General features: G+C 65.5%; 21 protein-coding genes. 12 read left to right on the plus strand and 9 right to left on the minus strand.

Annotation, left to right across the window (positions count from 1 at the left end):
• Positions 1-604: 604 nt before the first annotated feature.
• Complete coding sequence (locus tag AC1DBX_RS14990) at positions 605-751, minus strand: hypothetical protein (RefSeq protein WP_476932113.1); 147 nt, start codon at positions 749-751, stop codon at positions 605-607.
• A gap of 1,146 nt (positions 752-1,897) precedes the next feature.
• On the opposite strand from AC1DBX_RS14990, the gene AC1DBX_RS14995 reads away from it, so the two are divergent.
• The 4 genes from AC1DBX_RS14995 to AC1DBX_RS15010 all read left to right on the plus strand — a co-directional run bounded on the left by AC1DBX_RS14995 (position 1,898) and on the right by AC1DBX_RS15010 (position 6,276).
• Positions 1,898-3,217, plus strand: a complete 1,320-nt coding sequence (locus tag AC1DBX_RS14995; RefSeq protein WP_476932114.1) for an ABC transporter substrate-binding protein — start codon at positions 1,898-1,900, stop codon at positions 3,215-3,217.
• Between the two features lie 79 nt (positions 3,218-3,296).
• Entirely contained in the window at positions 3,297-3,983 is a 687-nt protein-coding gene (locus AC1DBX_RS15000; RefSeq protein WP_476932115.1) for a carbohydrate ABC transporter permease, read from the plus strand.
• Positions 3,944-4,603 (plus strand): carbohydrate ABC transporter permease, encoded by a 660-nt coding sequence (locus AC1DBX_RS15005; RefSeq protein WP_476932116.1) that lies wholly within the window; start codon positions 3,944-3,946, stop codon positions 4,601-4,603. The genes AC1DBX_RS15000 and AC1DBX_RS15005 overlap by 40 nt, the downstream gene beginning before the upstream one ends.
• Complete coding sequence (locus AC1DBX_RS15010; protein ID WP_476932117.1) at positions 4,600-6,276, plus strand: alpha-amylase family glycosyl hydrolase; 1,677 nt, start codon at positions 4,600-4,602, stop codon at positions 6,274-6,276. Before AC1DBX_RS15005 ends, AC1DBX_RS15010 begins: the two co-directional genes overlap by 4 nt.
• Before the next feature lie 97 nt (positions 6,277-6,373).
• Here the strand turns inward: AC1DBX_RS15010 and AC1DBX_RS15015 are convergent, their stop codons facing one another.
• Positions 6,374-7,045, minus strand: coding sequence for a DUF4352 domain-containing protein (locus tag AC1DBX_RS15015; RefSeq protein WP_476932118.1), 672 nt, complete (start codon positions 7,043-7,045; stop codon positions 6,374-6,376).
• 626 nt (positions 7,046-7,671) lie between these two features.
• Between AC1DBX_RS15015 and AC1DBX_RS15020 the strand changes: the two genes are divergently transcribed.
• The 3 genes from AC1DBX_RS15020 (at position 7,672) to AC1DBX_RS15030 (ending at position 11,632) form a co-directional block, all read left to right on the plus strand.
• Positions 7,672-8,148, plus strand: coding sequence for a hypothetical protein (locus tag AC1DBX_RS15020; protein WP_476932119.1), 477 nt, complete (start codon positions 7,672-7,674; stop codon positions 8,146-8,148).
• A 414-nt stretch (positions 8,149-8,562) separates the two neighbouring features.
• Entirely contained in the window at positions 8,563-10,251 is a 1,689-nt protein-coding gene (locus AC1DBX_RS15025; RefSeq protein WP_476932120.1) for a helix-turn-helix transcriptional regulator, read from the plus strand.
• A 235-nt stretch (positions 10,252-10,486) separates the two neighbouring features.
• Entirely contained in the window at positions 10,487-11,632 is a 1,146-nt protein-coding gene (locus AC1DBX_RS15030) for a flavin-containing monooxygenase (RefSeq protein WP_476932121.1), read from the plus strand.
• 55 nt (positions 11,633-11,687) lie between these two features.
• Here the strand turns inward: AC1DBX_RS15030 and AC1DBX_RS15035 are convergent, their stop codons facing one another.
• Positions 11,688-12,206 (minus strand): cupin domain-containing protein, encoded by a 519-nt coding sequence (locus AC1DBX_RS15035; RefSeq protein WP_476932122.1) that lies wholly within the window; start codon positions 12,204-12,206, stop codon positions 11,688-11,690.
• Between the two features lie 218 nt (positions 12,207-12,424).
• Entirely contained in the window at positions 12,425-13,195 is a 771-nt protein-coding gene (locus tag AC1DBX_RS15040; protein ID WP_476932123.1) for a hypothetical protein, read from the minus strand.
• A 232-nt stretch (positions 13,196-13,427) separates the two neighbouring features.
• Between AC1DBX_RS15040 and AC1DBX_RS15045 the strand changes: the two genes are divergently transcribed.
• Positions 13,428-14,321: a potassium channel family protein gene (locus tag AC1DBX_RS15045; RefSeq protein ID WP_476932124.1), complete on the plus strand. Its 894-nt coding sequence runs from the start codon at positions 13,428-13,430 to the stop codon at positions 14,319-14,321.
• Positions 14,322-14,495: 174 nt separating this feature from the next.
• Here the strand turns inward: AC1DBX_RS15045 and AC1DBX_RS15050 are convergent, their stop codons facing one another.
• The gene (locus AC1DBX_RS15050; RefSeq protein ID WP_476932125.1) at positions 14,496-14,876 is read right to left on the minus strand and encodes a VOC family protein; all 381 of its coding nucleotides are present in this window, start codon (positions 14,874-14,876) and stop codon (positions 14,496-14,498) included.
• Between the two features lie 374 nt (positions 14,877-15,250).
• Here AC1DBX_RS15050 and AC1DBX_RS15055 point away from each other — a divergent pair, with 374 nt between their 5' ends.
• The 3 genes from AC1DBX_RS15055 to AC1DBX_RS15065 all read left to right on the plus strand — a co-directional run bounded on the left by AC1DBX_RS15055 (position 15,251) and on the right by AC1DBX_RS15065 (position 18,434).
• Positions 15,251-15,733: an SRPBCC family protein gene (locus AC1DBX_RS15055; protein ID WP_476932126.1), complete on the plus strand. Its 483-nt coding sequence runs from the start codon at positions 15,251-15,253 to the stop codon at positions 15,731-15,733.
• 209 nt (positions 15,734-15,942) lie between these two features.
• On the plus strand, positions 15,943-17,022 hold the full coding sequence (locus AC1DBX_RS15060) for a glycerophosphodiester phosphodiesterase family protein (RefSeq protein WP_476932127.1): 1,080 nt from the start codon (positions 15,943-15,945) through the stop codon (positions 17,020-17,022).
• Between the two features lie 170 nt (positions 17,023-17,192).
• A complete protein-coding gene (locus AC1DBX_RS15065) occupies positions 17,193-18,434 on the plus strand; it encodes a flavin-containing monooxygenase (protein WP_476932128.1) in 1,242 nt (413 codons plus the stop codon).
• 140 nt (positions 18,435-18,574) lie between these two features.
• Here AC1DBX_RS15065 and AC1DBX_RS15070 read toward each other — a convergent pair whose 3' ends face one another.
• Positions 18,575-18,994 carry an ester cyclase gene (locus tag AC1DBX_RS15070; RefSeq protein WP_459384038.1) on the minus strand — a complete coding sequence of 140 codons (420 nt, stop codon included), beginning with the start codon at positions 18,992-18,994 and terminating at the stop codon, positions 18,575-18,577.
• Positions 18,995-19,473: 479 nt separating this feature from the next.
• Positions 19,474-19,884 carry an ester cyclase gene (locus AC1DBX_RS15075; RefSeq protein WP_476851623.1) on the minus strand — a complete coding sequence of 137 codons (411 nt, stop codon included), beginning with the start codon at positions 19,882-19,884 and terminating at the stop codon, positions 19,474-19,476.
• A gap of 266 nt (positions 19,885-20,150) precedes the next feature.
• Between AC1DBX_RS15075 and AC1DBX_RS15080 the strand changes: the two genes are divergently transcribed.
• Complete coding sequence (locus tag AC1DBX_RS15080; RefSeq protein ID WP_476873572.1) at positions 20,151-21,215, plus strand: sigma-70 family RNA polymerase sigma factor; 1,065 nt, start codon at positions 20,151-20,153, stop codon at positions 21,213-21,215.
• 25 nt (positions 21,216-21,240) lie between these two features.
• Here the strand turns inward: AC1DBX_RS15080 and AC1DBX_RS15085 are convergent, their stop codons facing one another.
• Positions 21,241-22,602, minus strand: a complete 1,362-nt coding sequence (locus AC1DBX_RS15085; protein WP_476887506.1) for an MFS transporter — start codon at positions 22,600-22,602, stop codon at positions 21,241-21,243.
• 88 nt (positions 22,603-22,690) lie between these two features.
• Complete coding sequence (locus AC1DBX_RS15090; protein WP_476932129.1) at positions 22,691-23,500, minus strand: alpha/beta fold hydrolase; 810 nt, start codon at positions 23,498-23,500, stop codon at positions 22,691-22,693.
• Positions 23,501-23,542 lie beyond the last annotated feature (42 nt).

A 23,542-nucleotide genomic window follows, 5' to 3' on the forward strand; every position in this document is an offset into this window, starting at 1 on the left:
GGCCAAACCCGTTCTTCATGGAGTTGCTCCGTTATGTCGAAGCAGCGCCCCCACGCAATTAGCATTCGCAGGCCACCCCCGTCACCCTCATCAAGGCGCCCAAGCTGGCGGACATCGAAGACAACTCGGCCCCGGCACCTATCGGGAATTCTGAGACACGAGCCGGGGCCATGAATACAACAATGCGGGCGCTGCTCGGCCAGTAGTTCCGGTCCAAGCCCCGCCTCAAGTCCAATACCGCGCAGACTACCATTGAGCGCTGATCAACATTCCGTCCTTGGGCAAGATCTCCCGGAACAGCTGATGCTCACCACCAGCAGTGGCGGCACTCCGGGTTGTGGTACGACCATTTGGGCGTACCGAATTCTTCTTTCCCGCGGCAGGGTTCTCGCGAACCTTCATTTCGATGACGCAGCCACCGAACTCAGACTTCGGCATCGCTTGGCGCGCGGACGACAAGATCATCCGTAGGCAACCCGTTCCCAGGAGGCAAGCACCTCATCGAGCGTGCGGACAGTCACAATCGTCCAGTGTCTGCGGCCGCGATATTCACCAGATGAAGATCTCAGAGCCTCTCAGCACCGCCAAAAGACCGTTGTGCGACCTACTTTTTCTTCGCCTTCTTCAGGGCAGCGTTCTCTTTTTTTAGCGCCGCGTTCTTTTCCTTGAGTTTGCCTAACGCAATGGCGAAAAGCCCGTCTTTCTTGATCTCTCGCGGGGTGCGGTTTGTTGCGCCAGGTGTTCGTCCCATGGAATGTCCTAACTTATTTCGGGGAAGGTTTTTTTATAATAGTTCAGGCGGCGGCGAATACGAACGGTTAAGTCCGCGTGGTGACCGCGCTGGTCGCCCGTGAAGCTTTTCGGGTGGTCCCGGTCAGATAAGTCGGCGCAAGCGTCGGTCGGCTACTTGCGGTTCCGGACACTGATCCTGGCTACACATGCATTGCGGCCGACGACACTCGGGGGTGTCAAGTTTTCTGTGTAAGGCACCGGTATGTTGTCCGTTAGGCCGGGTGGTCAGATCGGAAGTCGGTCGGGGAACTGACTGGCGATCACCAGATCCCGGAAAAAATCGTCCTCGAGTCCGTCGAATCGCGATGCGCTGAAAGCTCAAGACGCTGCGCCAGTCCACCCTCGACGCATCCACTCGATGTTGCCCAAAGCGCGAGTACTGGACGCGCTGCAGCTCTTGGGTCAGTCGGCCTTCACACACTCACCACCAGCGGTGTCGGCACTTCGGGTTCTGGCACGCCCACTTTGGTGTGCCACATTCGACCATGCCGGTGGCTGGGTAGATGCGTTCCGTGTGCACGATCATGCAGCCTGCGAACTCGGTTTTCGGCATTTTTTGGCGCTCCAAGGGCATGATCTCCCCGTACGCAATCCGCCATGCCTCATGGTGGCACACCGGGCACCACCTAGTGGCAGCGCGCTTCGTCGTCGGTCCGGGGGTCGTTTCATCGGAAGTCATGGAAGCACCGTAGGCCGCCGCTCTGACATCCGGCCGCATTCGGAGAGTTACAAAAAGTTCTCAAGGCCTAAGAACTTTTTGTAACTCCCCGGCGAGACGACAAGCAGGGGTCCGCACCGGGACTGTGCCCCTGGGCGGAGCCCTCCCTGACAGCCATGCGACGGCTGCTTACGCTTCAAGCCATCGCGTCCGACTCCACCGCGCCGCCCAACCCGGTTCCGGCGACCCCGGGCCCGCCCGGCGAACAAGTCGGCGAATCTGTCGGCGAACAAGCCCTAGTCAGCTAGCCCAGACCCCAAAAAACCACCACCCACAAACGGCGACAGCCGGCACTCCCCCGTGCCACCTGGCAACCCGCCGCGATTCCGCATGCACCAAACCACCCGCACCACGCACTCGCACTAAACCCAAAACAAGGAGCAACACATGAGGCAGCGCCGCCGCACCTGGCAGACTCTTCTCGCCACCACCGCATCCCTGACCGTGGCCGCCGTCGCCCTCACCGGCTGCGGCGGGACCGCCACGGACGCGAAGAGCGCCCCGAAGGCCGCAACGTCCTTCGAGGGCAAGGGCCCCATCAACTACGTCTCCAACCGCGATGCCTCCGGCGCCGCGAACAAGAGCATCGAGGAATGGAACGCCGCCCACCCGCAGGAGAAGGTCACGTTCATCGAACTGCCGGACTCCGCGGACCAGCAGCGCCAGCAGCTCATCCAGAACGCCCAGATCAAGTCGGACACTTTCAGCGTGCTGAACCTGGACGTCGTCTGGACCTCCGAGTTCGCCGCCAACAAGTGGATCATGCCGCTGCCCGCGGACGCCGTCCCCACGGACAAGATGATCCCCGCCACCGTCAACGCCGCGACGTACCGGGACACCCTGGTCGGCGCCCCGTACTACACCGACGGCGCGCTGTTCTATTTCCGCTCGGACCTGCTCAAGGCCGCCGGCATCGCCGCCCCGCCCAAGACCTGGGACGAAATGAAGACCGCCTGCAAGGCCATCCTGGCCCTCCCCCAGGCCGCCGGCATGTCCTGCTACGCCGGCCAGTTCGACAAGAACGAGGCCCTCACGGTCAACTTCTCCGAGGCCGTGGCCTCCGCCGGCGGCACCGTGGTGGACGCCGAGGGCAAGCCCACCGTAAACACCCCCGAGGCCAAGAAGGGCCTGAACCTGCTGGTGGACGGCTTCAAGGAAGGCCTCTTCCCCTCCGACGCCATCACCTACCTCGAAGAGCAGGGCCGCCGCGCGTTCCAGGACGGCAAGCTCGTCTTCCTGCGCAACTGGCCCTTCCTGCACGCCTCCCTGAGCGCCACGGACGGCTCCAGCAAGGTGGCCGGCAAGTTCGGCATCACCTCCATCCCGGGCACCGACGGCCCCGGCGTCTCCACCCTCGGCGGCCGCAGCCTCGCCATCTCGCCGTTCACCGCCAACAAGGCCACAGCCCTGGAGTTCATCAAGTTCTTCACCAGCGAGGAGCAGGCCCAGAAGCGCCTGGCCCTTTCCTCCCGCGCCCCGGCGTGCGCCTCCCTCTATGCGGATCCCGCCGTCGTCGCCAAGCGCCCCTTCTTCCCCACCCTGCTGACCTCGTTGAAAAACGCCCAGCCCCGGCCCAAGGTGGTCCAGTACGGCGCCACCACCAAGGCGATCCAGGAAGAGGCGTACGCGGCCATCACAGGCAAGAAGGACACGGACACGGCCCTGAACGACATGCAGGCCAAGCTCACCGAGCTGTCCGCCAAGTAATTCCGCCCCAGAGCACCAGCCGGGCCGGCCGGTTCACCCCTGCCGGCCCGGCAGCTGCAACCCCAGTGAGGTTCCCAGAATGACGACGACGACCGCCCCGCCCGCCGGCGCGCAGACCGGCACGCCCCAACCAGCCAGCCCGCGCAAACGCGGCCACCGCACCCCCGGCGAAGGCCGCATGGCCGCGCGGCTGCTGTCCCCCACCATCCTGGTGCTGGGGCTGGTGATTGTGTACCCACTGCTCGCCGCGGTGCACCAGTCCCTGTTCCGCGCCGAATCCGGGCTGGACGCGGACGGTTTCGTGGCCGACGTCGAGTCCTTCGTGGGCCTGGCCAACTACGCCGACCTCTTCGCCGGCGAAACCGGGCGGCGTTTCCTCAACGCCCTCGGCAACACCACGTTCTTCACCGTCACCACGGTGTTCCTCGAGACCGTCCTGGGCCTCTGCCTGGCCCTGGCCATGAACCGCGCCTTCCGCGGCCGGTCCTTCCTCCGCGCCAGCATCCTGGTCCCCTGGGCCGTGCCCACCGCGGTCTCCGGCCTGCTGTGGCGCTGGATCTTCCAGTCCGACGGCATCGCCAACACCCTGCTGGGCAGCGAAATCCTCTGGACCGCCGAGGGCAACGCCTCCCGCGCGGCCATCATCATCGCCGAAGTCTGGAAGACCGCCCCGTTTTCGACAACACCCTGCTGCCGGCCCCGTTCTCGCTGGAGAACTACGCCAAGGTGTTCGACGGCTCCACCATGTTCGGCCAGGCCCTGCTGAACTCGCTGATCGTGGCCGGCACCACCACGGTGTTCGCCCTGCTGCTCGGCGTGTTCGCCGCCTACGCGATCTCCCGGCTGAACTTCCGCTTCAAGTCGGTGATCCTGGGCGTGATCATCGCGACGTCGATGTTCCCCGGCATCTCCGTGGTGGTGCCGCTGCTGCGCCTCTTCACGGACCTCGGCTGGATCAACACCTACCAGGCGATGATCGTCCCCAGCCTGTCCTTCGCGATCCCGCTGGCGGTCTGGAACCTCACCACGTTCATGAAGGCCCTGCCGTTCGACCTCGAGGAGGCCGCCATGATCGACGGCTGCACCAAGTGGCAGGCGTTCCGCCGGGTCCTGCTGCCGCTCGCCGCGCCGGGCGTGTTCACCACCGCGATCCTGACCTTCATCCACAGCTGGAACGAGTTCATCATCGCGCTGTCCATGATCAACGACCCCAAGATCCAGACCGCCACGGTCGCGATCTCCAAGTTCACCGGCGCCACCGAATTCCAGGCGCCCTTCGGCGAGCAGATGGCCGCCGGCGTGATCGTCACCGTACCGTTGGTGATTATGGTGCTGATCTTCCAGCGACGAATCGTCGAAGGCCTGACCGCGGGCGCGAGCAAATGAGCCCTGTTCCCGGCCCGCTCGAGGAGACCACTCTCGCGCCGGCCCCCGAGTGGTGGCAGTCCGCCGTCATCTACGAGGTCTACCCGCGCTCCTTCGCCGATGGCGACGGCGACGGCGTGGGCGACATCGCCGGGCTGATCGCCCGGCTGCCGTACATCGCCTCCCTCGGCGTCGACGGCATCTGGATGACCCCGTTCCAGCCCTCCCCGCAGGTGGACCAGGGCTATGACGTGACCGACTACTGCGGCGTGGACCCGCTGTTCGGCACCATGGAACAGTTCGAGTCACTGCTTTCTAAGGCGCACGTGCTGGGCCTCCGGGTCCTGCTCGACGTCGTCCCCAACCACTGCTCCTCGGAACACCCGCTGTTCCATGCGGCCCTCGCCGCCGGGCCGGGCTCACCGGAGCGGGACATGTTCCACTTTGTGCCGGGTCCACTGGGCATGTCCGCCGACGGCGGTGCCGGCGCGTCCGACGCCGCCGCTGATGCCGCCGACGTCCCGCCGAACAACTGGCAGAGCGTCTTTGGCGGCCGGGCTTGGAGCCGCGCCAACCCGGAGTCGCAGACGGACACGGACTGGTATCTGCACCTCTTCTCGGCCGGGCAGCCCGACTGGAACTGGCGCAACCCCGCCGTCGGCGATTACTTCGACGGCGTGCTCCGCTTCTGGTTCGACAAGGGCGTGGACGGGCTGCGGATCGACGTCGCGCATGCGCTGTTCAAGGCCGACGGGCTGCCGGACTCGCCCTCCACGGGCGGGGTGGTGGACGGGCTGCGGTCCAACCCGCAGGTCTCGGACCAGGAAGACGTCCACGAGGTCTACCGCCGCTGGCGCACCCTCGCCGAGAAGTACGAGCCGCACCGGCTGCTGGTGGGCGAGGTCAACCTGGAACCGGCACGCGCCGCCCGCTACACCCGCGCCGACGAGATGCAGCAGGCCTTCGCGTTCGCGTTCGTAAAACTCGGCTGGGATGCCGAGGCCTGGGCCGTCGTCGGGAACGAGCTCGAGGCCGCCCGGCAGCTCCACGGTGCCGCCCCCACCTGGGCGCTGGAAAACCACGACATCGTCCGTTCCGTCACCCGCTTCGGCGGCGGCGAGCTCGGCAGCACCCGGGCTCGGGCTGCGCTGGTCGCTTTGTTCGGACTGCCCGGCGCCGCGTACCTCTACCAGGGCCAGGAGCTCGGGCTGCCCGAGGTCGACGTCCCGGTGGAGGCCCGGGTGGATCCGATGTGGGCCCGCGGCGGCGTCTGCCGCGACGGCGCCCGCGTCCCACTGCCGTGGACCGAGGAGTCGGCGGCGAACCATGGCTTCTCGATTGCGGGCACCGCCGCGGATAAACCGTGGCTGCCGATCCCCTCCGGCTGGGGAACCCACGCCATCGAGCGGCAGGACCAGGACCCGCAGTCAGCACTGAACCTGACCAAAGCAGCGCTGGAGCTGCGTCGGCAGTTGTGGAAAAACGAGGTGTTCACCACGGACGACGGCGGCAATTGGCGTGTCGAAGCCGGGAACCTGCTGGTCTGCGAATGCAACGAGCACTTCCTCATCGCCGTCGCAATGGGCACCGAGCCGGTGCAGCTGCCCACCGGCACGGTGCTGCTCAGCGCCGCACCCCTGGCCGAGGACGGCTGGCTGCAGCCGAACAACGCGGCGTGGGTGCTGAGGGGCTGAGGCTCTGTCCCAAGCAATTTTTTGAATTCTTGTTTGGGCATTGGACTTTCCCGAAAAGGGCCCCCGAGTGAACTCGGGGGCCCTGCCGTCATGATGCTTAGAGGGAATTAATCCAAGCGGCCCGATCGGAGAAGAATGAAAAGACCGGCTCGTAGAGGACGACGAACTGGCCTGCTTCGGCGTTCTTGTTGTCAAAGCACACGTCACCGCTGGCCTTACCGCCCGGAGCGATCTCACCGGAGTTGAGCGTGTTCTTGCTGCCTGTGAAGCCAGGATTCAGGATAGTGCCAGAAGGAGTCTGAAGCTTCCAGTCGAACGCATTGAAGGAAATCGTTTCATTCGATCCGTTGCTCAGGGTCGTTGCCGTGCAAATGGTCTTCCCAAATGTTGCGTCACCTTTCGCAATTGGGGCAGACGTAACAGTGGCGTCGCCGACCTTGAGGGCGGAACCCGCTTTTCCAACGACGTCACTGTCCTTGGCGCCCGGGAAAGCCGCTGCTGCCGGCGCCGCAGCTGCTGCCGCGGGCGGCGCAGCGGCTGCAGCGGGCGCCGCGGCCGAAGCGTCTGTGGAAGGAGAGATGGCAGCAGAGGAGTCTTTCTTTCCGCCATTGGCAACCGAGGTAATGATGATAATCACGAGAAGGATCAGAGGCAAAAGAAAGCGCTTCTTTTTGAACCAAGGCCGCGATGCCTTGCGATACGCCTTGTCCGCGGCGGCCTGAGCCTTGCCGTCACGCTTGGCGTCCGGAATAGTTTGATTCTCTGTCATGGCAGTTCCTGTCTTACTTATTTGGCTGATTCCCTGGGTGGCTTCTCCGCCATGCGGTGTCACTGAGATGTAGCCCTGTGTCATACCAGACAGATCAATCCCCCACGAGGAACTATAACCACATAAAAGGAAAACCTGAGTATTGTCTGGGAACTTCAGGAGAGGGTCCCCTGAAGGGGCGGGAAAGGGACACAGAAGACGAGGGATTATTACGCCTCTGCTTCGCACCGGAGGGCATGAGCGAAGGGAAGCCCACCCCAGTTCCAATGTGCTGCGCACACGGGTGCCGCCGAATAACTTGATGTCCCGAAGCGCGCCCAGAGGTCAAGAGCCAGATCAACAACTTATGCCCCCGATCGGTCAGCGAAGGTTGTTCCCTCAGCGTCAAACGGTGTGCCCCACGCATGGCGAGCCCTCCGCATCCTAGGCTCAGCCGACCCTAGGATTGGGTGTCAAATGTGCGCATTAACAATTGGGACCCCATGAAATTCCGCTACACGCTTCCACTTCTCGCCACCACCTCAGTGTTGTTGCTCTGCAGCTGCTCAAACAGCCCTCAATCCGGAGCTCAGCCATCCCTCTCCGTGGCCCCTGCCCAGGCAACGTCGACGCCGTCGCCCGCGACAGTGGCAAAGACTGCCCGCGGCAACGTCCATAAGAAGATCGGCGAAACGGCCATGGCCGGCAAATCGGCGGCCGAAGCAACGATGAAGTTCAAGGTCACCTCGATCGAACCCATCACTTGCGACGCACCGTACGGGACGCCGCCAGCCGGCACAGCTGTGGCAGTGGCAATCGAGGTCGAGACAACAGCTGATTTCGAAGGAGGCCTGAATGTTAACGGCGCCCCCGGTCTGACCAGCTTCGATGCGCACTACTGGAAGGGCTACGCCGCCAACGGGACCCGCATGAACAAGATCAACACGACTGCAGCCCAAAACTGCGTTTCGGACGAGAGCCGACTTCTGCCCAGCAGCCTCGGCAAGGGCGAGAAGGCCAACGGCATCGTGGTATTAGAGGTCACCTCGCCGACGGGCATCGTCGCCTACGACGGTGCCGGCGCAGTCAGCAACGGATGGGAATGGGACTACCCGGGCAAGTAATTCAAGCGTTGCCAACTGACGGCTCCGGCCACGGTTTCAGCTCCGCGGCCGGAGCCGCTCTTGTCTCCAGGATGTCCGACTGCCGCGTTAGGAGTGCGATATGTCGCCGGAAACAGCTGAGACCGTCCCCGTTTGAACCGGATGTCGTGGAAGGGCCGGCCGGGACGGCCCCCAATGTGCCGCGCCCCTCGGGGGCGTCCGCCCGCGTCTCTGAGTCAACGACTCCAGCGAGTCATCACATTCACCGAACCAACGTCCCTGGGCAGTACAGCTAGCCCCGCACCTTGCCGCCCATTAACCCCGGCGGTAGCCTGAAAAACAGATGACGGGCAGGCCTCCCACCACCGGTTCCGAGAGTGCCGGCTCCGGCAGCGCCCCCAGGCTCAGACCCGCCACCGGGAACGGGGAGATGCGATGTCTACACTCGCACACAGCCGGGAAGCCTACGCCGAACGGCGCTGGACGGACGCCGTCGGGCAGTACACCGCTGCCGACCACGACGCCGAACTTCCGGCCAGCGACCTGGAACAGCTGGCCACCTCCGTCATCCTCACCGGCCGCGGCTCCGAAGGAGTGGACATCCTGGCCCGGGCGCACCTGAAATACCTCGCCGACGGCGACTACTCCGCCGCCGCCCGCTGCGCCGTCTGGACCGGGATGAACCTCATCCTGCTGGGCGAACCGGCCCGCAGCGCCGGCTGGCTCGCCCGCGCCCACCGGATCGTCGACGACCTGCCCGAGCCCTGCCCCTTCGAGGGCCTGCTGTCCATCCCCGCCGGGCTGGGCGCCCTCTACCAAGGCGACGGCGCCACCGCCACGGAAGCCTTCACCCGGGCCGCCGACCTCGGACGGGCACGCGGCGACGCTGACTCGGCGGCCCTCGGTACGCTGGGCCTCGGGCAGGCAAAGATCATGCTGGGTGAGTTCGACGGCGGCCTGGCCCTGCTTGACGAAGCCATGGTCGCCGTCACCGTCGGGGAAATCTCCCCGATCCCCGCCGGGATCATCTACTGCGCAATGATCGAAACCTGCCATCTGGCCTTTGACCTGCGCCGCGCCCACGAGTGGACGCGGGCGCTGGACAGGTGGTGCGACTCGCAGCAGAACGTGGTGGCCTTCAGCGGCCAGTGCCAGATGCACCGGGCCGAGCTGTACCGGCTGCACGGCGCCTGGACCGAGGCGATCGACGCTGCCAAAACCGCGCAGGACATCGCCTTCCACGGCGACCATATGGCCACCTACGGCGGCTTCTACGAACAGGGCGAAATCCACCGGCTCCGGGGCGACTTCGACGCCGCCGAGGCCTCCTACCTGCACGCCCAGGAGACCGGTTTCCCGCCGCAGCCCGGGCTGGCGCTCCTGCGCCTGGCCCAAGGCAGGCCTGACCAGGCCCAGTCCCTGCTCCGGCAGGCCATGGACGGTGCCGCCCCCGACTACCGGCGCGGGATGCTCGCCGCCCGGGTGGAGATCGAAGTGGCAGCAGGCGACGCTCTGACAGCACGGACCGCCGTGGAGGAGCTGGCCTCGCTGTGCGCCTCGATCGACAGGCCCATGCTGCACGCCCTCGCCGAGCAGTCGGAGGCCTCTCTCCTGTTCCACGAAGGCGACCCCGCGGCTGCCTTGATCCTGGTTCGCCGCGCGTGGTCGCGCTGGCTCAGCCTCGATGCACCGTTCGAAGCGGCCCGCTGCCGCGCCCTCATGGCCAGGCTGTACACCGCGCTCGGCGATGAGGAATCCGCCCAGCTGGAGCGAGAGGCAGCCCGGGCAGTATTCTCCGAGCTGGGAGCCGCGCCGGCGCTATCGGAGCTTGAGCAATCGGCGCCCCTTGCGCCGGACGCCTGGACAACCCCGGTGCCAGCCTCCGAGAACGACGTCGGTCACGCCGCCGGCGCCGGGCCGCTCACCGCCCGCGAAACCGAGGTGGTCCGGCTCGTCTCCGCCGGACTAAGCAACCGAAACATCGCTGCCGAGCTGTTCATCAGCGAAAAAACGGTGGCCCGGCACCTGAGCAATATCTTCACCAAGCTAGGCCTGACCTCCCGGGCCGCTGTCACGGCCTACGCCTACCAGCACGGACTCGCCCTGACCTCCCGCCCTGCATGAAATTACCCATTCCCGATTTCTCCCACGGCAGACGGGAAATGGGTGATTCGCCCGATTCGCCGCGACGAGACGAAAAATAGCGTTAATGGCATGAACGTTTCAGTGCTCGCAGGAATGGTCTCCACCGGTATCTTCGCGGTGGGCTACCTGCCCATGCTGCTCAGGGCCCTGCTGGTACCTGCGCTTCCGGAGCGTTCATAACCCACCCGCACGTGCATCACTAAGGAGGCACACCATGAACACCACCCCAGCAACTGACACCCACGGCGCCGCCGGCACTGCCGCCGTCGACACCGTCATCATCGGCGCCGGACAGTCCGGCCTGGCGCTGGGCTACTACCTGGCGCAGCAGCACCGGGACTTTGTCATTCTCGACGCCGGCACACGGGTTGGCGACGCGTGGCGGAGCCGCTGGGACTCGCTGCGCCTGTTCACCCCCGCCAAGTACAACGGTCTGCCCGGCCGGCCCTTCCCCGGCGACCGCCTCGCCTTCCCCACCAAGGACGAGCAGGCGGACTATCTGGAGGACTATGCCTCCCGGTTCCACCTGCCGGTCCGGCCCAACACGGCCGTCACCCGGCTGAGCCACGACGGGCAGCGGTTCCATGTCACGGCCGGGACGCAGCACTGGACGGCGGCGAACGTTGTCCTCGCCACCGGCGCCTGCCAGCTGCCCAAGACACCGGGCTTTGCGGCGGAACTGCCGTCCGACGTCGTGCAGCTCCACTCCCACAGCTACAAGAACCTTGCCCAGCTCAAGCCCGGTCCCGTCCTGGTGGTGGGGGTGGGGAACTCCGGGGCGGAGATCGCCCTGGAGACCAGCCGCACGCATGAAACCTGGCTGGCCGGCAAGCCGAGTGCCGAGATTCCGTTCCGGCACGGCCGGACCGCGGCCCGCTTCTTCCTCCCGGTGGTCCGCTTCGCCGGGATGCAGGTGCTGAACACCAACACGCCGGTCGGGCGCAAGGTGCTGCCCAAGCTTGCTGGCAAGGCGTCACCGTTGATCCGCACCAAGCTCGGGGTCCTGGGGGCCGCCGGCGTCCACCTGGTGCCGCGGGTCACCGGAGTCCAGGACGGCGAAGTAATACTCGACGGCGGTCGGCGCCTTCCGGTGGCAAACGTCATCTGGTGCACCGGCTTCACCGAGGCCTACCCGTGGCTGGACATCCCGGCATTGCCCGCGGACTGGCGGGAGCAGCAGCACCGCGGGATCGTGGATGCCCTGCCGGGCCTGTACCTGCTGGGGAAGGATCTCATCTTCGCCGCAGCGTCTGAAACCCTCCCGGGCGTGTGCCGGGACGCCAAATACCTGGCGAAGCGGCTTGCCGCCACCCGGGCTCCGCAGCATGCAGCGGAGGTCCGGAGCGGGCTGGCGGCATAACGCAGTTGTCGGGATGTCGTTGTCGGATTCAAGGTCGGGGACAATCTCGCCATTGTCAGGTAGTGAGTGGCGGCCCGACGATCTCGATGTTGTGGCGTGCAGCGATCGCGGTTAGTGCCGCGCCGTCGATGGGTTTGGGTTCCGGCAGTTCCCTGCGCGCTGCCGGCGCTCCTACCTCGGCGGTGAAGGTTTCGAAGCCGGCCGGCACGGTGATCACCAGGCAGCGGAAGGGCTCGTGAGGGCCCGCCAAAAAAGAGTGGGTGGAACCTTGGGGAAGAAAGGCGAAATCACCCCTTTGCACGGTGAAGCGCTCACCGTCGCTCTCGAAGAGAGCCGTACCCGAAATAATGTAGAAGGATTCATCCTCAACCAAATGCCGGTGCATCGGCGGAGAGTAACCCGCCGGATGCAGAATCTCTACAACGGTCAGCCGCTGCTTCGTCTCCGGGCCGCCTGCCTTGACCAAGACCAATGCATTCGTGAACCACAGTGCGGTCCCTTCGTCGGCTGCAAGTTTGTACGCCCTGCCCTGTACGAGGGTGGCCGGCGCGGTCGTTTCGTCGAACCTGTCCATGACGCTCCTCAGCTTGGAAGTGCCTGCAATGCTACTCAGGATCCCGATCCGATCAATGCCGTGCAGCTTACTGGCGTCCGCACCACCACAGGACGGAACCGACATAGCACCGTCGGGACCAAACCTCACGATGGGTCCCGGTCTCCCAGAAGGGCTGCCAGCCAGGCACCAGGTCAGCCATCACCCATACGAGAGTCAACGCGGCACGTTGCCGCCTCCTAACCCCCGCGCCAGCGGGTGGACCGCTCCCGCTTCGAAATGACACTGCCACGCCGAGCTGACTCCGGCCACCACCCGTGGGTAACAGCAGCGCCCACCAGGCCGAACAGCGTCCCGGCCGCCAATGCAATGAGGGCACGCTTCCTGGTGGGATACAGCCGGCGCACTGCGAACACGGCCACTGCCATGATGACCCCGTTGACGACGCTCAGGATCACCGCGACCCATTCGGTACCGGTGGCCACGCCGAAACCTCCGCCGCTGCAGCCGCTGATCCCGCACCAGGCCAAACTCGCCACCATCCACTGCGGAAGACTCAGCAAAACTGCCAGCGGCACGGTCCACCAAAGCTTTCTGCCGTCCGGGGTTACCCCGCGCAGTTTCACGCCCGGGCAATGAGGCGAGGCGCCAGGCATGCCAGCGGCCGGCACCCGTGCGCGCTTCCGGGTGCTGAGGACAATCCTTCGGAAGACACCTGCGTTGACCACCGCAAGGAGGACGTATCCCAAATAATAGAGAACAGTAGTCAGGCCCAACTCACCCCCGGAGCCGAAAGTGCCGATGATGAAATAGCCAACCGAAACGGGCAGTGTCAGAACCACCATGGCGAGCAGCAGGCCTTCCTTGAACTTGGCATCCAGGGCCAGTTCGAAGCCTGCGGTAAGCAGCGCGGCGACAACAACGGCAACCACCACCGACAAATAGACGACGACGGCGGTTCTGGCCCAGCGCGGCAGCGAACTTTCATTCGGCCGAGATCCCCTCATCACAACGCTCCCCCTTGACGTCGTTCCGGCCCAGTCTGCGCGCGCGGACCGATACAGCCGGCACACCCATGGGCTGCGGCACTTTGATGGTCGCACGCTAGGCACCCAAAGTGCTCGCAATCGGACTCGGGGGTCTTCGAGCAACTGGGGCACCCGCCCGTCGGGGGCAATCCTGCGGGCCCGTTGCCCGGACCGTGTGGCTGCTCCCCAAATGGTGCCGCCTCTAAGATGAGGCATGGACTTCGAGGACACGCTCTGGACGGTTCTGGGAGCCGGGCTGGTTCTGCTGATGCTCGTTGACGTCTTTCGTACACTCCTTTATCCGCACGGTTCCGGTCCCCTGGGCCGGGCGATCATGCGCGGATTCTGGCTTGTATCGAGAAAACTGCGAGGCCGGGGCTCCTTCATCGCAGCACCCTTGGCGATGGCCGCTGTCATTGGTGCCTGGGCCGGCTTGGCGGCCATCGGCTGGGCTCTGCTATACCTGCCCCATCTGACGGACGGTTTTGTTTACGGAGCCGGAGTTCCAGTGCGGGCCGACTTTGCCGAAGCCCTCTACATCTCCCTGGTCACTCTTTCCACCGTGGGGTTTGGCGATATCGTGGCAACGCAACCACTGCTCCGGCTGGTTGTCGCCCTCGAGGCCGTCACCGGATTCGGCTTGCTGACAGCAACGGTCACTTGGATCCTGCAGACTTTCCCGGCTCTGAACCGCCGCCGGGCCCTGGCCCACCAACTGACCCTGTTCCGGGAGGCTGCAGGTCCGGCAGGTGTCTTGGCCATGGATCCCAGTCACGCTGCCGGGCTGTTGGAGGCAATTGCCGGAAACGTGGCCACGGTGAGCATCGACCTGCTTGCGTTCCACGAAACCTACTACTTCCGTGAAATTGAGCAGCGCGGCTCCCTCCCCGCCACGGTGGCTTACGCCCAGGAGCTGGCATCCCAGGCCCAGCGCAGCGAGAACCCTGAACTACAGTTCGCTGGACGGATGCTCCACGCGGCGCTGGAGGGACTCGCGGACGTCCTCCGAGGCAAATTCGGCCATTCCGGAGCCACATCTTCCGACGTGTTCGACAGCTACGAGCTGCACCACCGGCACCGGCGGCCGGGGGAACCGCATACGAAATAGCGTGCTGATAACTGCTACTGCGTACCCTGCCGTGCTGACCGCGCTCTGAGCCCTGTCCGAGCTGGTAACCACGGTCAACCCGGCTCCCGCTTTAGTGGCGGGAGCCGGTTCTCTCCGGCTTCGTAGCCGGCGGCAGCGATGCAATGAGCCGTTGGTCGGGTGCCAGACTCCGGCCTATGCGCGCTGCGAGATGTTGAAGATGTTGTCCTCGCTGTCCAGGAACCAGGCTGCCTTCCCCCAGTCAGCGGTGGCGACGCCGTTCTCCGTCTTCAGGCCGGGAAAATCGTAGTCTTCAAAGACGACGCCGCGGCCCCGCAGTTCTTCCATCTCGCGTTCGAGATTGTCCGTTTCCCAGCCGATCTGGGTGTTCTTCGCGGTCCCGGCATTCTCTGTCTGGTAGACAAGGAAGCGGGTTCCCTGCCCGCAGCTGTACATGACGCTGCCCTCCTCCATGGATTCGGAGGGTTCGATTCCCAGCTTGTCCCGGTAGTACTCCTTCGCCCTGTTGATGTCCTTCGCGGGGAGGACAGCGATGATGTTTGAATCCTTGAGCATGATGATTCCCTTCAGTGCGTTGATGACCGCAGCGATGGCGATGCTCCCCCCGGTTTCGGTCCCCGGAATACCTGTCCGGAGCCCGTGACTGCCCCTGCGCCGAGCCGGGGGCAGCCACCTGGGACTCTTCAACGCCGCGCCACCCATCACCAGCGTGAGGGGTCCCCGAAGTTATGTGGCCATTATGGACCGATTTGGTCTTGCGGAAACAGGGGTGACTGGCATTGAGCTGAAGCGACGCTCTTCGAACAGGGAGCTACAAGGCGCCGGTCCAACAGGGCGTGACGGAAGGCAAGCTGCTGACGCCTGCGGCGTGACGGGCGGGGGCCGCCGGTCCACTTCCGCCGGTGGCCACACGATGCCAGAGTTGAAGGATGAATGCGGAGTCCGTTAATGAAGCAACCGGGAATGAGGAAACTGGCGGCCTGGTCCTGAACCTGGAGTGCATGCTCGCTGCTCTTCCGGAAGAAGTCTTCAGGATGCTGACGGAATCGGCCGAACTGGTGAAGTGGTGGGGTCCGCACGGCTTCATCATCCCTGCAGCCGAACTCAATCTCACCGAAGGCGGCCGCTACCGCTTCGCCATGACACCACCGGACGGCGAACCGTTCCACCTCTCCGGCGAGTTCCTGGAGATCGATCCCCCTTGGCGCCTGGTGTACACCTTCCGCTGGGAGGAACCGGCGCCAGACGACCGGGAGACCGTCGTCGACCTTTCACTCGGGAGTACCGGCACAGGCACGCGCCTGGTGCTCTCGCAGGGACCGTTCCTGACGGACGAACGCCTCGAACTGCACCGCAACGGATGGACCGAGTCGTTCGTGAAATTGCAGGCGGTCCTGGGTGGCGGCACCTAGGGAAGCCTCACCCGCCGCGGAGTTCCTGCAGGGTCATGATCCGTCCGGAAAACGAACGGTTTTTCGCGTCTCCAGTCCGGTCACCCTGCCCGGTTTCCTCGTGTTCACTCCCGGTCCAGCTCCCCGCACACAACAGTCCATCTCACCTCCCTACGGTGGTCGGGTCGCCGGCACGACGCCGGTAACGTCACCCGGGAGGAACCATCACCATGCGCACACCCCTGACAGCCGTGGCCACCGCCGCGCTCATCGCCTCGCTGGCGAGCCCCGCCGTCGCCGCTTCAAACCCCGAAGCCGGCTCGCCGTCGTCGAACGCCGCCACAACAAAGGCCGCAGAGGCAACAACGGCAATCAAGACCAACGAGAGCAACGGCTCCTTTGACCTGCAGGCCCACCGCGGCGGCCGCGGCGAGTGGACCGAGGAATCGCTGGCCGCGTTCGCCAACTCGCTGAAGCTCGGCGTGTCCACGCTGGAGCTGGACACCCACCTGACCACCGACGGCAAAGTGATCGTCTGGCATGACGACACCATCCAGGCGGACAAGTGCCGCGACACCGCGCCGGCGACTCCCGGCGACGCGCAGTACCCCTACGTCGGTGACCGGGTCGCCGACCTGTCGCTCGCGCAGATCAAGACCCTGGACTGCGGGTTCACCCAGTTGAAGGGGTTCCCGGAGCAGGACGTGGTGAAGGGCAACCGGATCGCCGAGCTCAAGGACGTCTTCCAGCTGGTGCGCGACGCCGACGCCAAGAAGGTCCGCTTCAACATCGAGACCAAGGTGGAGGACGGGAAGTCCGGCGGCGAGGGCATGGTGGCCCTGACCAAGGCCGTCGTCACCGAGATCTACACCGCCGGGATGGCCGGGCGCAGCACCGTGCAGTCGTTCGACTGGTCCTCGCTGAACCTGACCAAGAAGATCGCCCCGCAGCTGCCCCTCGTCGCCCTGTCCAGCGGCGACGCCTGGCTCGAGGTCGGCAAGCCCGGCGCCAGCCCCAACCTCGGCGGCATCGACATCGACACCTACGGCGGATCGCTCGCCAAAGCAGCGACAGCCCAGGGCTACGACGTCATCTCGCCCACCTTCAGCTCCGTCACCCCGGGCATGATCAAGGAAGCCCACGAGCTCGGCCTGCCGGTCATCCCCTGGACCGTCAACACCACGGCGGACATGACACGCCTGATGGACCTCGGCGTGGACGGCATCATCACCGACTACCCCACGCGCCTGCGCACCGTTCTGGACGAGCGCGGCCTGAAACTCCCCAAGGCCTACCCGGCTGCGAGCTAGCACCTCGATAAACGGGGCGGCCACTGAAGTGGCCGCCCCGCCGTCGTCGAAACCCCTACGCCTGGACCCAGGCCGGGCGTAAGCTCCTCGCATGGAGACCTCCTCGGGCCAGCATTCTCCCGGGATCGCGCTCCTCGCGCTTGGTGTACTGATCGAGGTGGTGGGCGGAGATGGACGCTGAAGTGGACACGCTCGTTGTGGGCGGAGGCCAAGCGGGTCTGGCCATGAGCTACTGGCTCGACCTGGCCGGCGTCGCGCATCAGGTACTGGAGCGGCGCGCCGCCCTCGGCGGTGCCTGGCAGGACCGGTGGGATGGGTTCTACCTGAACACCCCGAATTTCTCGCTGTCGCTGCCGGGCATGCCCTTCTCCGGTCCGGACCCGGACGCCTTTATGCCGCGCGATGCCGTGGTGGACTATTTCCGGCACTACGCGGAGGCCATCGGCGCGCCGGTCCGCACCGGCACGGACGTCACGCGCATCGCCGCGGACAGCGGTGCCTTCGACGTGGAAACCACCCAGGGCAGCTGGCGGGCGCGCAACGTGGTGCTGGCCACCGGCGGCTTCCAGAAAGCGAAAATCCCCGCGTTGTCCGCACGGTTGCCGGGGCACATCGTGCAACTTCACACCGACGAATACCGCAACCCGGGCCAACTGCCGGACGGCGCTGTGCTGATTGTGGGCACCGGCCAGTCGGGCGGCCAGATCGCCGAGGAGCTGCTGGCGGCCGGCCGCGAGGTCCATCTGGCGGTGTCCACCTGCCCGGAGGCGCCGCGCCGGTACCGCGGCAGGGACACCTTCTACTGGATGATGCAGCTCGGACTGCACGGTCCCGAGCACGGGCTGAACGGACTTTCCGTGGAGCGGCTGCCCTCGCCCGCGGCTCGGTTTGCCTGCAACCCGCTGTTGTCCGGCGCCGACGGCGGCCATGACATCCACCTGCGGGATTTGGGCCGCCGCGGCATCCGGCTGCACGGCCACCTGGACGCAGCCGACGACGGCGACCTCGTCTTCAGCGATGACCTCGCCGAACGCCTCGCCACCATTGAGGCCGGCTTCAGCCAGCGCCTCCGACCGATGCTCGATGCGTACATTGCCGCTGCTGGGATCGAAGCGCCGGAGGCGGAACTCCGGCCGGCCGACGACTGGCTTCCCTCAGAGCCGGCGCGGCTGAACCTGGCAGCGGAGGGCGTTACGTCCGTCCTGTGGGCCACCGGATACCGGCTCGACTTCGGCATCCTCGACATCCCCGTACTGGACGAATGGAACTACCCGCGCCACAGCCGCGGCGTCACGGACTACCCGGGCCTCTACGCCGTGGGCCTGCCGTGGCTCACCGGGCACAGCTCGGCGGTCGTGGCCGGTGTGGGACGCGATGCCGAGTACGTTGCCGGGCACATCGCCGGGCGCTGACAGCCCCTCTGATCGAACCGCCGTCGACGTCGAACGGCTGTCCGCGTTTCCCTGTGGGGAACGTGGACAGCCTTTTTATTGAGTGCTGATATTGCGTGTTCCGGCCGCGATCGCGCCGGCCCTGTTGTTTGTCGCCTGGTTCAGGCAACGGCCACGGCACCAATCTGCTGCATGAGGCCCAGGTTGTCCGTCGTGCCCCAGTGCTCGGCCACTTTTCCGTCCTCGACACGGATGATGTCAGTGCAATCGAACTCGACGCTCTTGCCCGTTGCCGGGATGCCGGCCAGGTCCCCGCGATGCGTACCCGTGAGAATCACATGGCATGCCTCCAGGTTTCCGGCCATCACCTTGGGCTCGATCTCTTTGACCTTGATGTCCGGGAAAGCCGACCGCATCGTGTTCACGAAGAACTTGACGCCGTCCTTGCCCGGCGGTTGCCCGGGCAGGGCCTCTTCGTGATCCACATAGCTGTCCGCGGCCAACTCATCAACGAGGGCGAGGTTTCCGCTCTCAATGACGTCCCTGTAGAACCGCTCAATCAATCCAACACCTTCAGACATTTCCGACTCCTTGTGGGCGCGAGACCGAATTTTGATCCCCCCAGCGCAGTGCCCCGGCAGCATGCGCAGACCACCCCGGAGGGACCCCCCGTTTTGACTCAGCAGGCAGGTCTGGCTCCGCAGGCAGGCATCAGCGATCCGCGTAGAGCGCCGAGCAACAGTGTGAAAATTCGAGTGAGGAACGGGCGAAACGCCTCGTTAAGGCAGAAGATATTCCGGTGCTTCGAGGGTGTCAAGATGCCTTGGGCTGCCGCCGCTCCCAGCCCTGCCGACGCCGTCACCCAAGAGCAACGCGGGGTCACTTTGCGCCCATCCCAGCTGCCGGGATGGGCCGTAAGTGACCCCGTGTTGCTGTTGGAAGGCAGCAGGCGCCGCACGCCACGTTCCAACCGTCCGTTGCACCTTCCCGTAGTATGCGCACGCCCGGAAAATACTCGGCGCCTAATCGTCCCGGGCCAGCGAGAACATGGCGCCGGCTGTTATTCCGGCAGGGCTCCGATCTGCTGCATGAGGCTCATGGTGTCCGTGCTACCCCAGTGCTCGGCGATCTTACCGTCCTGGACGCGGACGATGTCGGTCCCGCCGAATTCGACCGTTTTGCCGGTCGCCGCAATACCCATCAGGTCGCCCTTGTGGGTGCCGGTCATCACAACATGGGCAGCCTCAAGGTTTCCATCGGAGAGAGTCGGTTCGGCTTCCTTGACCGAGATGTCGGGGAATGCGTTTCGGATGGCACTGGCGAAGAACCGTGCGCCCTCTTTGCCGGGCGGCTGTCCGGGGAACGCCGGTTCATGGTCGATGAAGTCGTCCGTGATCATTTCATCGACGAGGGCGAGGTTGCCGCCGGCGAGAACTTCCGAGTAGAAGCGATTGATCAACGTGCTGGACATTGTGGGCTCCTTCAGGTGCAAGAGACCGTTGTGGCTGTCCGCCGGCACTATCCATGGGCCCCGGCAGATGCGCCCGGGCTGAGCGCTGAAATTGATGGGAAACGGGGCGAATTGCCTCGTTAAGGCAGAAGATATTCCGAGGCTTCAAGGGTGTCAAGATGCGCTGATTACCCCCGTTTGTTGTGCCCGCCCCAGCCCCGCCGAATATTGTCACACCGGCCACGTAGTCTGCCTTCACGAGCATGAACCGTCCGGCAGGGGATGACATGGCTGACCCAATCCACGGGGTAATCGGCAGGGCACCGTCCCTGCCCGCGGCAGGTGCTTGGGTCCCTGAAGCGTTCGATTCGGATGACGCTGGCCGGGCGCAACATCTGCAAGCCGGTGGCGGGTTGACCGATGACGCCGTCGCTGACTACCTGCGCCGCCTGGGCCAATACGATTTGCTCACCGCCGAGCAGGAAGTGGAACTGGCGCAAGAAATCGAGGCGGGGCTATTCGCGGAACGGCTCTTGGTGGATGGCACATCGCGGCCCGGCCAGGATACAGCCGACCTTCGGACCATCATCCTTCTGGGCCAGCGTGCCGCCGACACGTTGTTCCACGCCAACCTCCGGCTCGTCGTGTCGATCGCCAAGCACTACACCCACCGGGGCCTCGACTTTGAGGACTTGATCCAGGAAGGAAACCTGGGACTCCACACGGCTGTCTGCAAGTTCGACTTCACCAAGGGTTTCAGATTCTCCACCCACGCCACATTCTGCATCCGCGGCGGCATCCTCAAGGCGCTGACTGAACAGGCACGCCTGATCCGGCTGCCGGGCAACGTCGTCGACCAGCTGCAGAAGATACGGTCAGCGCAACGGACGGCCGCCATGACAGGGACCGTCTGCAACAAGGAAGATCTCAGCCAACTGACCGGAATTCCAATCGGAAAGGTTGAGTGTCTGCTTTCCGTGGACCGGCCGGCCTGTTCCTTGGACTCGTGGGTGCCCGACGGCCGGGGCGGGACCGAAGCCCTCGCCGAACAGCTGTTGGTTTCCTCCGACCACGACGCAACCGATGCGCTCTTCCATCAACAGATGAATACACAGGTACATGCCGTACTCAGCACGCTCGAGGTCCGGGAAGCCCAGGTCATTGCGATGCGCTTCGGCATCACGGGCGGCGGAGCGAAAACCTTAGCCGCGGTAGCGGAAACCTACGGCATGACCCGAGAACGCATCCGCCAGATCGAGGTCACCGCGATGGAGAAGCTCAGGCACCCGTCCCGGTCCGACGCCCTGCGGCAGTATCGGATTGAGAGTCAGGGCATATCCGGCAGGGAGTAGACGTTGGCTCGCGCAGCGCCGGACCTCAGGCCCGCCGCTCCCGCCACTGCAGCGACACGACAAGCACCACCGAGCCCAGCCCCAGCATCACGAACACCATCAGCCCCCAGTTCGCCTGCGTCACGCCGCTCCCATAGAAGATGCCGATCAGCACGGTGGCCGTGATGGCGCCGAGGTAGCGGCAGGTCTGGAAGATCCCGGCGGCCACCCCCCGCTCCTCCGGCCGGGTGGACACGTACATGCCCTGGCTCGAGGAAATGGCGACCACGCAGTACGGCACACCCAGCAGGGCGGTCAGCGCGAGCACCAGCGGGGCTGCGAGGGACACCGTCAGCAGCCACATCGCCGCAGACGCGACGAGGAGCAGCACGACGCCGGCGATCAGCACCCGCCGCACGCCGAACCGGTCGATCGCGCGGACCGCGAACGGCGTCCCGACCACGGAGATCGCGGCGAGCGGCAGCATCAGCAGGCCCACGACGCCGGGATTGTAGCCGCCCGCGGTCTGCAGCAGCTGCGGCAGCCCGAAGAACGCGAAGTAGTAGACGCCGTTGAACAGCGCAAAACCCAGGTAGACCAGCAGCAGCGGCCGGTTGCGGCCCAGCAGCCGCAGGTCAAGGAAGGGCGGGCTGAACCGCAGCTCCCGCCACGCGAACAGCGCCGCAAGGGCCAGCCCGCCGCCCAGCAGCCACCACCGGTAGTCGGGCAGCACATTCAGCATCGCCATCATCACCAGCACCAGGGCACCGATGAAGGCCCCAATCCCGGGCAGGTCAGAGTCGCGCACCAGTTCCGACACCCGGCCGCGTTCCCGGGCACCGTCGGCCGGGGCAAAGCGCCGGACCACAAGGATCGCCAGCAGCGAGAGCGGGACGTTGATCAGGAACAACGCCTGCCAGCCCACCAGGCTCACCAGCAGGCCTCCCACCACGGGCCCGACGGCGGCCGCCGACGTGTTCGCCATCTGGATCCGGCCCAGCGGCCGGGTGGACTTCACGTTCGCCTCCCGCGCCAGCGCGGCGACCATGACGACGGCGCTCGGGTACGCCGTCGCGGTGCCGAGGGCCATGAACGCCCGCGCTACGCAGAGCAGCGCGAAGTTGGGCGCAAAAGGCGCGAGCGCGCAGGTCACTGCCACCAGGGCCATGCCCAGCAGGAACAGACGCCGCGGGCCGAAGCGGTCCGCCAGCCGGCCCATCAGCGGCTGGCCGGCCGCGGAGGTGAGGTAGAACGCCGTGATCACCCAGGTGACCGTGGCGACGTCGAGCCCGAAGTCCTCGCGCAGCACCACCAGGGCGACAGCGATCATCGACGAATTCAACGGGTTCAGCGACGTGCCGAGGCTGAGGCCGGCGACGGCCAGGCCTGCACGGGGAGAGTTGCTCACGGCAACAGTCTGTCCTACGACGCCGGCCGAAATCGAACCGGACGACGCATGCCGCCGTCGTCGTCGATCTGGCGCCAGCCCTCCATGTCTAGCCGTTGTTCCCCGCGCTGACCGCCGAGGTGATGAATGACGTGACCATGCTGAGGACCGGGCCGGCGGGAACCAAGGTCTGCCCGTGGTTGCGGCCAGGCAGTGCCTGAAATTGGGCCCTGGGCATGAGCTGGGCCGCCCGTTCCGAGTCCGCATACCGAAGCGGGTCTTCCGTGCCGGCGAGCAGCAAGGTGGGGGTGTCCATTGTCCGAAGAACGGCCTCCGGGATTCCGGGCTCGTCCTCACTCCGCCGGAAGTAGGCGCGCAAGGCCGCGGGGTCGTTGGCCAGCAGCGCGGCGGCCGTCTGCGGATCAAGGTCACGGCCCGTGGCGATACTCCACTGGCGCAGAAATTCCGGCATGCCGCCCCGGTCCAGGGCCTGGTCATATCCAGGGAAGAAGATCGATTCGATTTGCCCGGCCGGGGAGCGGTACGTGCCGCCCGCAGCCGTAAATGTCTTGACACGCTCGGGGCTGCTGGCCAGCAGTGAGAATCCGACTCGCGAGCCGGCAGAATACCCCACGTAATGGGCTGCCTGCGCGCCGGCGGCGTCCAGGACTGCCACAACATCCCCGACGAGCAGGTCCATGCTGTAGGCATCTTCGTGCTGCGGCTTGTCGCTGCGGCCGTGTCCTCGCAGATCCAGAGTCACCACGTGAAAGCGCTCCTGCAAGGCCTTCGTGTAGCCCAGTCCCCGCCAAATGGCACGGGAGAGCCCTGAACCGTGCACCAGAACGATAGTGGGGCCGGCGCCCTGCTCCTGAAAGGAAATTCGGACACCATCCACGGCGTTGAAGGCATCACCCATAACGTACTGCTCCTCTCGGAGACCTCTTCGGTCGATCAGGTC

Source organism: Arthrobacter sp. 10N44_2 (assembly GCF_056394385.1).

Coding starts and splice junctions, on each gene's coding strand:
- AC1DBX_RS15045 (WP_476932124.1), top strand. CDS start 13,428: ATGGACTTCGAGGACACGCTCTGGACGGTTCTGGGAGCCGGGCTGGTT.
- AC1DBX_RS15035 (WP_476932122.1), bottom strand. CDS start 12,206: ATGGACAGGTTCGACGAAACGACCGCGCCGGCCACCCTCGTACAGGGC.
- AC1DBX_RS15070 (WP_459384038.1), bottom strand. CDS start 18,994: ATGTCTGAAGGTGTTGGATTGATTGAGCGGTTCTACAGGGACGTCATT.
- AC1DBX_RS15000 (WP_476932115.1), top strand. CDS start 3,297: ATGACGACGACGACCGCCCCGCCCGCCGGCGCGCAGACCGGCACGCCC.
- AC1DBX_RS15090 (WP_476932129.1), bottom strand. CDS start 23,500: ATGGGTGATGCCTTCAACGCCGTGGATGGTGTCCGAATTTCCTTTCAG.
- AC1DBX_RS15010 (WP_476932117.1), top strand. CDS start 4,600: ATGAGCCCTGTTCCCGGCCCGCTCGAGGAGACCACTCTCGCGCCGGCC.
- AC1DBX_RS15060 (WP_476932127.1), top strand. CDS start 15,943: ATGCGCACACCCCTGACAGCCGTGGCCACCGCCGCGCTCATCGCCTCG.
- AC1DBX_RS15050 (WP_476932125.1), bottom strand. CDS start 14,876: ATGCTCAAGGATTCAAACATCATCGCTGTCCTCCCCGCGAAGGACATC.
- AC1DBX_RS15080 (WP_476873572.1), top strand. CDS start 20,151: ATGGCTGACCCAATCCACGGGGTAATCGGCAGGGCACCGTCCCTGCCC.
- AC1DBX_RS15065 (WP_476932128.1), top strand. CDS start 17,193: ATGGACGCTGAAGTGGACACGCTCGTTGTGGGCGGAGGCCAAGCGGGT.
- AC1DBX_RS15015 (WP_476932118.1), bottom strand. CDS start 7,045: ATGACAGAGAATCAAACTATTCCGGACGCCAAGCGTGACGGCAAGGCT.
- AC1DBX_RS15030 (WP_476932121.1), top strand. CDS start 10,487: ATGAACACCACCCCAGCAACTGACACCCACGGCGCCGCCGGCACTGCC.
- AC1DBX_RS15075 (WP_476851623.1), bottom strand. CDS start 19,884: ATGTCCAGCACGTTGATCAATCGCTTCTACTCGGAAGTTCTCGCCGGC.
- AC1DBX_RS15025 (WP_476932120.1), top strand. CDS start 8,563: ATGTCTACACTCGCACACAGCCGGGAAGCCTACGCCGAACGGCGCTGG.
- AC1DBX_RS14995 (WP_476932114.1), top strand. CDS start 1,898: ATGAGGCAGCGCCGCCGCACCTGGCAGACTCTTCTCGCCACCACCGCA.
- AC1DBX_RS15055 (WP_476932126.1), top strand. CDS start 15,251: ATGAATGCGGAGTCCGTTAATGAAGCAACCGGGAATGAGGAAACTGGC.
- AC1DBX_RS14990 (WP_476932113.1), bottom strand. CDS start 751: ATGGGACGAACACCTGGCGCAACAAACCGCACCCCGCGAGAGATCAAG.